Consider the following 6,458-nt stretch of genomic DNA (forward strand, 5'->3'; position numbering starts at 1 on the left):
CAAGTCGTCTACACGACCAACGCGATCGAGAGCTTGAACGCGCGCTACCGGCGGGCGGCACAGGCCTGTGGACACTTCCCGAACGAGACCGCAGCTCCTCCTCCCACCGCTCGACGCTGTAGAACCGGTCCGGCGTCACGACAGGGTCGACGAGTTCGGCCACGACCACCTGATACTTCGCCAAAAGCCCCCGCGCGATGGCGTCCGCGAGCGACAGCTCGTAGACGACCGGCCCGAACACCTTCGGGTCGTCCATGGAGCAGGCCAGTTCCTTCGGCAGCCGGTCCCGCGTCGGCCCGTCCACGTAGGTCCGTCCCTCGGCCTCCGCCTCCTGGCGCCACGCTTCCTCGTTGAGCCGGTGGGCTTCCTCTGCGGCCTGCTTCTACGCCCGCGTCCTGGGCAGCCGCCCGGCCCAGATCCGAGGGGTGGCCGTCATGTACAGCCGGCGCCGAGCCGGGAGGACGCTCTGGCGGTGGACCTCCGCCGGAGGCGTCGTGGGCGACGTCGATGCCGACTTCCACCACCAGCTCGGGCACCACAAGCGTGACGTTCAGCGTCTCGTGGCTGCCCCACCCGGCGGAGAAGGACCAGTCCGTCCACGGGTGCCCTTGCCGGGACTGATGGAGCTCCCGGCGAGGGCCGTACCGGCTACCCGGGCGAGGGTGGTGGTGCGGCCGACGTACTGAAAGCGTCCCTCGTCGTCGTACCTGCCCAGCAGCAGCGTCCGAGGAGCGGTCAAGGGGCCGGTGACCGCGCCGACGACCGTCTCCGTCGTCTCGCGCGTTTTGTATCTTCCGCCAGCCCCGCACGGAGGGGCGGTAGGGCTCGTTCAGCTGCTGAAGACCACGCCTTCCATCCCGACCGACGCCCACGTCAGCCACTCGCGCACCGTCTCCGTCTCGGTGGTCGACGGGCACAGCACCCACGGCGTGGACAGCCGCCGTCCGGCGAACACGGACTCCAGCGCCGCCCTGCGCCGCTGATACGGCCACGTGGTCGTGTCGGTCCCGGGCAGCCGCAGCAGATCGAACGCGACGAAGTGAGCGGGCCACGCGCCCGCGGCCCGGGCCGCACTGGTGCCGCGCCGGGCGAGCCGGTCCTGCAGCCGCTCGAAGGCCAGCCGCCCTGCGGCATCCCGGACGATCAGCTCGCTGTCCAGCGCGGTCGCGTCCGGCAGCTGCGCGGCCCCAGCCACGATCTCGGGAAACGCTGCCGCCATCTCGGTGCCGCGCCTGGAGCGCAGCACCACCCGGCCCGCGTCGACGGAGACGAGAGCCCTAAACCCGTCCCACTTCGGCTTACCCGCCCGCCCCGGCAGCAGCGCAGGGTCGCACACAGGGGCGGCGAGCATCGGTTCCGGCAGAGTCCGCGTCACAGCCCATGCCTTCCACCCAGCCCGCCCGTCCGGCAAACCGAGTGCGCGTACGCACCCGACCACCGGCCCGACCACGGCAGGTCAGCGCACTACAACACCTCGCCGGGGCTGCTGAGCTCCTGGCGCACGTCCAGGCAGCGCAGCCGGACACCGGGCTGCCCGGATCCCGTGCCGGTACGGTCTGATGTCGCGGGCCCACCGTCCGCAACGGATCTCACCGAAACCGGCGGTGCCGCCGGTACGGCCGAAAGATCTGAACCAATACCGGGAATCAGGCCGCGACGAGCTCCTGCTCGCGGTCCGGCGTTTTGACCTTGGGCTTCTTGTTCGGCAGCGAGAGCCGGAAGACCTTGCGCCACGCGGAGAACACCTGCTTGGGCAGCGGCCCGGTGACGTACTCCAGCTCGTACTTCTCGAACAGCGCGCGCACCTTCACCGCGACCTCGGCGTACCGGTTGCTCGGCAGGTCCGGGAACAGGTGGTGCTCGATCTGGTGCGACAGGTTGCCGGTCATGAAGTGCATGGCCCTGCTGCCGCTGATGTTCGCCGAGCCCATCATCTGGCGCAGGTACCACTGGCCGCGCGTCTCGCCCTTGATCGACCGGCGCTCGAAGACCTGCACGCCCTCGGGGAAGTGCCCGCACATGATCACCGAGTGGGACCAGATGTTGCGGACCAGGTTCGCGGTGAACGTGGCGGCGAGCGTGGTGAGGAACGACGGGCCCGACAGCAGCGGGTGGATCACGTAGTCCTTGAGCACCTGCTTGCGGATCTTGCGGCCCACGGCCTTGGCCCGCGCGCGAAACTCCGGGTTCTTGCGGCGGCGCTTGTGCAGGTTCTTGGCGAGCTCCAGGTCGTACGCTGCGATGCCGTACTCGAAGAAGCAGGCGTTGATGAAGTTCCACAGCGGCTGGCCGAGGTGGAACGGGTGCCACCTCTGGTCCTCGTCGACGCGCATGATGCCGTAGCCGAGGTCGTTGTCCTTGCCGATCACGTTGGTGTACGTGTGGTGCAGCTCGTTGTGCGAGTGCTTCCACTGCTCGGACGGCGAGACGTGATCCCACTCCCAGGTGGTGGAGTGAATCTTCGGGTCTCGCATCCAGTCCCACTGGCCGTGCAGGACGTTGTGGCCGATCTCCATGTTGTCCATGATCTTCGCCACGGACAGACCGGCGGTGCCGAGCAGCCACGCGGGCGGGAAGATCGAGAACAGCAGCACGCCCCTGCTGACCAGCTCGAGCTTGCGCTGCGCCGAGATGACCTTACGGATGTAGGCGGCGTCTTTCTCGCCGCGGCTGGCGATCACCTCGTCGCGGATCGCGTCCAGCTCGCGGCCAAGCTCCTCGATCTGCTCCGCGGTCAGGTGGGCGGTGGGGTCGATGGCGGTCAAGGTGCTCCTACCGTTCGATTTCGCAGGGGCCCGCCGCGGCGGACACGCAGGTCTGGATGAGGACGCCCGGCTCGGCCTCGGTGATCTCGCCGGTGCGCAGGTCGCGGACGGCGCCCGCCTTGAGCGGCGTGATGCAGCCGAAGCAGATGCCCATGCGGCACCCGGAGGGCATGAGCACGCCGGCCTCCTCGCCGATGTCCAGCAACGGCGTGGCGCCGTCCGCGTCGACGGTCTTGCCGGTGGCGCTGAACGTGACCTCGCCGCCGTCGCCGGCGACGACGATGCTGGGGCGGAAGCGTTCGGTATGCAGGCGCTCTTGTACGCCGTGCTCGGTCCAGTGCTCTTCGGCGGCGTCGAGCAGGCCCGCGGGCCCGCAAGCCCAGGTCTCGCGCTCGGCCCAGTCGGGCACGAGTTCGTCGAGACGGGCGATGTCGAGCATGCCGTCTGTGTCGGTGTGCACCTCGGTGAGCCGCAGCTTCTTGTCCGCGACCAGGTCGTGCAGTTCGTTGCGGAAGATCACGTCTTGCGGCTGTGGCGCGCAGTGGACCATGACGACGTCGTCGAACTCGATGTCGCGCAGCATGCCCATCACGGGCGTGATGCCGCTGCCGGCCGTCAGGTAGAGCACCTTGGCGGGCTTGGCCTGCGGCAGCACGAAGTCACCGGTCGGCTGGTCGAGCTGGACCAGCGTGCCCGGTTTCGCCCTGCGGACCAGGTGGTTGCTGACCTTGCCGTCCGGGATCGCCTTCACGGTGATCGTGACGCGGCCGTCCTGGCGGTTTGTCGGCGAGGTGATGGAGTAGGCACGCCACAGGCGCACCCCGTCGACGTCGAGCCCGATCCGCACGTACTGACCGGCTGTGTGGCCGCGCCAGCCCCGTCCCGGCCTGATCACGATAGTCGCGGCGTCACCCGTCTCGGGGTGCACGGCCTCGATGCGCCCACGCAGGTCAGCGCCCGCACGCAGCGGGCTGACCAGGTCGAGGTAGTCCGACGGCAGCAGCGGCGTCGTGACCATCTCCAGCAGTTTCCACGCCCTGCTGCGGAGGGCTGCATTCGTCATGACTCCAGCTTGCTGCGCCTCAAGGTGTAAAGTCCTGACCGCAGGACGTAAATCTGGTCGGATGAATTGTTCGCAGGGAACAAAACGTGAGCCATGCAATCCGGAGGGCCAGCGAACTGGCCCTGGACGAGACGACGGTCACCGCACTTCGGGCCGCGCTGAAGACCACCGCCGACGAGGTCGTCCAGGCGATCATCGACGAGGTCCCTCCCTACGCCAACGCCCTTTCGGGCCGCATGGGCGCCACCATCCGCCGAGCCGTCCGTACCGCCCTGGGGCACTACCTGGACCTCGCGAGCGGCAACGCCACAGGCGGCGACGCCGGTGACGCGGCCTACGAGCTGGGCCGCGGCGAGGTGCGCGACGGCCGTTCGATGGACGCCCTGCTCAGCGCCTACCGCGTCGGCGCCCGCGTGGCCTGGCGATGTCTGGCAGCGGGTGCCGTACCCGTAGGTCTGCCCGCCGCCGAGGTCGCCAAGTTCGCCGAGCTGACCTTCGCCTACATCGACGAGCTCTCTGCCGCGAGCGCCGCGGGCCACGCCGACGAACTGGCCGCCCGGGGCAGGGCCCACGAGCGCCACCTGGAACACCTGGCCCGCGACCTCCTCGCCGGCGCGAGCCCGGACGTGCTGCTGGCCTCTGTTCAACGGGCCGGGTGGCAGCCTCCGGTTTCGCTGACCGCGGTCCTGCTGCCCGCCGCCCAGGCCCGGCCTGCCTACCGCGCGCTAGACTCGAGCACCCTCGTTCTCGACGATCTTCCGGACGCCACCGGTGTGCTGCTCGTCCCCGATGCCGACCGATCACATCTCTTGCGGCAGCTGACCGACCGCACCGCCGTGGTCGGCCCGGCCCGGCCCTGGACTCGTGCGTCCGCCTCGTACGCACGAGCCGTACGCGCCCGCTCCCTCTCCTCTGATATTCGCGACACCGAGGACCACCTGCCCGAGCTGGTGCTGAGCGCCGACGTGGACGCGTTCGCAGACCTGCGTGCCCGAGCCCTCGCACCGTTGCGGACCTTGCCTGTCGCGACGGCACGGCGGCTGGAGGAGACGTTGCGAGCGTGGCTGCTGCACCAGGGCAGGCGGGACGAGGTGGCGGCGGCGTTGTTCGTCCATCCCCAGACGGTCCGGTACCGGATGTCGCAGCTGCGGGAGCTGTTTCCGGATCTCGCATCGCCACACCGGGTCCTTGAACTGACGCTGGCGGTCGGTCTTGGGGTCAGCTGACGCGTACTTCGACCGTCCACGACCGCGTCCGCGAGCGGTCCAGGAATCGTGCCTCGTTCTCAGGGGCCTTGACCCTTGATCGTTCGTCGGCGATCGGGCTGATCTGGCCGAGGCGGGAGTGCCTTCGGCGGGTGTTGTAGCGGGTCGCCCATCGGAAGACCGTGAGCCGGGCTTCACGGGCCCCGTTCCACCGTTTCCTGCCCTGGAGCGTCTTGCGTTTCATGGTCGCGTTCAGGGATTCCGCGGCGGCGTTGTCCACGCTCGTGCCCACCGCGCCGCGCGATCTGATCACGCCGAGGTCTCCGCAGACCTGGGCGAACTCCTTCGACACGGACTGGGCTCCGTTGTCGCTGTGGAAGATCGCCCCGCACAGGCCGGCGGCACCCCTGGCCGGGGCTGCGGCCCTGAGCGCGTCGGTGACCAGTTCCGTGCGCATGTGATCGGCGATCGACCAGCCTGCCAGCCGCTTCGAGCACAGGTCCAACACGGTTGCCAGATAAAGGAATTGGCCCTTGCCCATCGGAAGGTAGGTTATGTCATCCACATAGCGGGTGTTCGGCTCGGCCGCGGTGAAATCGCGCGCAAGATGTCCGGGACGGGCGTCGCCGACGGCTCGGGGACGGCTCGGGGACGGGGGTGCGGACCTTCTTGCGCAGGTGGAATCCGATGATGCTGAAGTTCCTCATGACGCGTGCCACCCGCTTGTGATGGACCCGCTCGCCGCCGTCCCGGAGTTCGGCGGTGACGCGCGGGGCCCCGTAGGTGCCGTCCGATTCCTGATGAATCTCGGTGATCCGCTCGGCGAGCTCAGCATCGGCCCGGCACCTGGCCGGCCCGGGCGTCCGCGCCGGCCAGGTGCCGGTAGAAGCCGGAACGGGAGACCCGCAGTATCCGGCACAGCCGCTTGACGCCGAAGGCGCCACGATGATCATCAACAAACTGGAAGTGGCTGCTCACCAGCTGGTCTCGGCCGCAAAATACTTCGCTGCCCTCCGCAGGATCTCCCGCTCGAGCTCGAGCCCGAGTTCCTTCACCCTCGCCCGCAGCCGCCGGTTCTCCTCCTCCACCGCGCTGGCCTCCCCAGACCCGGGTCGGGCGGCCTGCTCGGCGTCCCGGACCCACGTGCGCAGCGTCTCGTGGTTGATGCCCACGTCCTTGGCCACCGACGCATACGTCCCACCCGGGCTGGCGTGGTACAGCGCGACAGCATCGGCCCGGAACTCAGGCGAGTACTTCGACGTCGCCAACGGGGACTCCTGTCCTATGGATCCTCGCGCTCCAATGATCAGGGTGCCCACGATCAAGGGTTAGTGGCTGTTGTCTTTCCGGTCGTGGTCGCGGTGTTTCCGCTGGTCAGGAATATGGGCGGTGATTCGGTGGGAGTTGTGGCCCGTCGGGTTGTTG

At 69.0% G+C, this 6,458-nt stretch carries 4 protein-coding genes and 2 pseudogenes; 2 read left to right on the forward strand and 4 right to left on the reverse strand.

The window, feature by feature from the left end:
* Window positions 1-96, forward strand: a pseudogene (locus tag ACFWB8_RS36210) (transposase); the annotation flags it as partial.
* A 733-nt stretch (window positions 97-829) separates the two neighbouring features.
* Here the strand turns inward: ACFWB8_RS36210 and ACFWB8_RS36215 are convergent.
* The 3 genes from ACFWB8_RS36215 to ACFWB8_RS36225 form a co-directional block, all read right to left on the reverse strand.
* Entirely contained in the window at window positions 830-1,375 is a 546-nt protein-coding gene (locus tag ACFWB8_RS36215) for a hypothetical protein (protein WP_385237327.1), read from the reverse strand.
* A gap of 271 nt (window positions 1,376-1,646) precedes the next feature.
* Entirely contained in the window at window positions 1,647-2,765 is a 1,119-nt protein-coding gene (locus ACFWB8_RS36220) for a fatty acid desaturase family protein (protein WP_385237330.1), read from the reverse strand.
* Between the two features lie 7 nt (window positions 2,766-2,772).
* A complete protein-coding gene (locus ACFWB8_RS36225) occupies window positions 2,773-3,828 on the reverse strand; it encodes a ferredoxin reductase (protein ID WP_385237333.1) in 1,056 nt (351 codons plus the stop codon).
* An 86-nt stretch (window positions 3,829-3,914) separates the two neighbouring features.
* Here ACFWB8_RS36225 and ACFWB8_RS36230 point away from each other — a divergent pair, with 86 nt between their 5' ends.
* Window positions 3,915-5,054 carry a PucR family transcriptional regulator gene (locus ACFWB8_RS36230; RefSeq protein WP_385237336.1) on the forward strand — a complete coding sequence of 380 codons (1,140 nt, stop codon included), beginning with the start codon at window positions 3,915-3,917 and terminating at the stop codon, window positions 5,052-5,054.
* Here ACFWB8_RS36230 and ACFWB8_RS36235 read toward each other — a convergent pair.
* Window positions 5,047-6,301 (reverse strand): annotated as a pseudogene (locus tag ACFWB8_RS36235) (IS3 family transposase). The gene ACFWB8_RS36230 and the pseudogene ACFWB8_RS36235 overlap by 8 nt on opposite strands.
* Window positions 6,302-6,458 lie beyond the last annotated feature (157 nt).

The organism is Streptomyces sp. NPDC060031 (assembly GCF_042736805.1).
GTDB lineage: Bacteria > Actinomycetota > Actinomycetes > Streptomycetales > Streptomycetaceae > Streptomyces.

Bases quoted from the DNA above. Each gene is read 5' to 3' on its own strand.
- ACFWB8_RS36225 (WP_385237333.1), bottom strand. From the start codon at position 3,828: ATGACGAATGCAGCCCTCCGCAGCAGGGCGTGGAAACTGCTGGAGATG.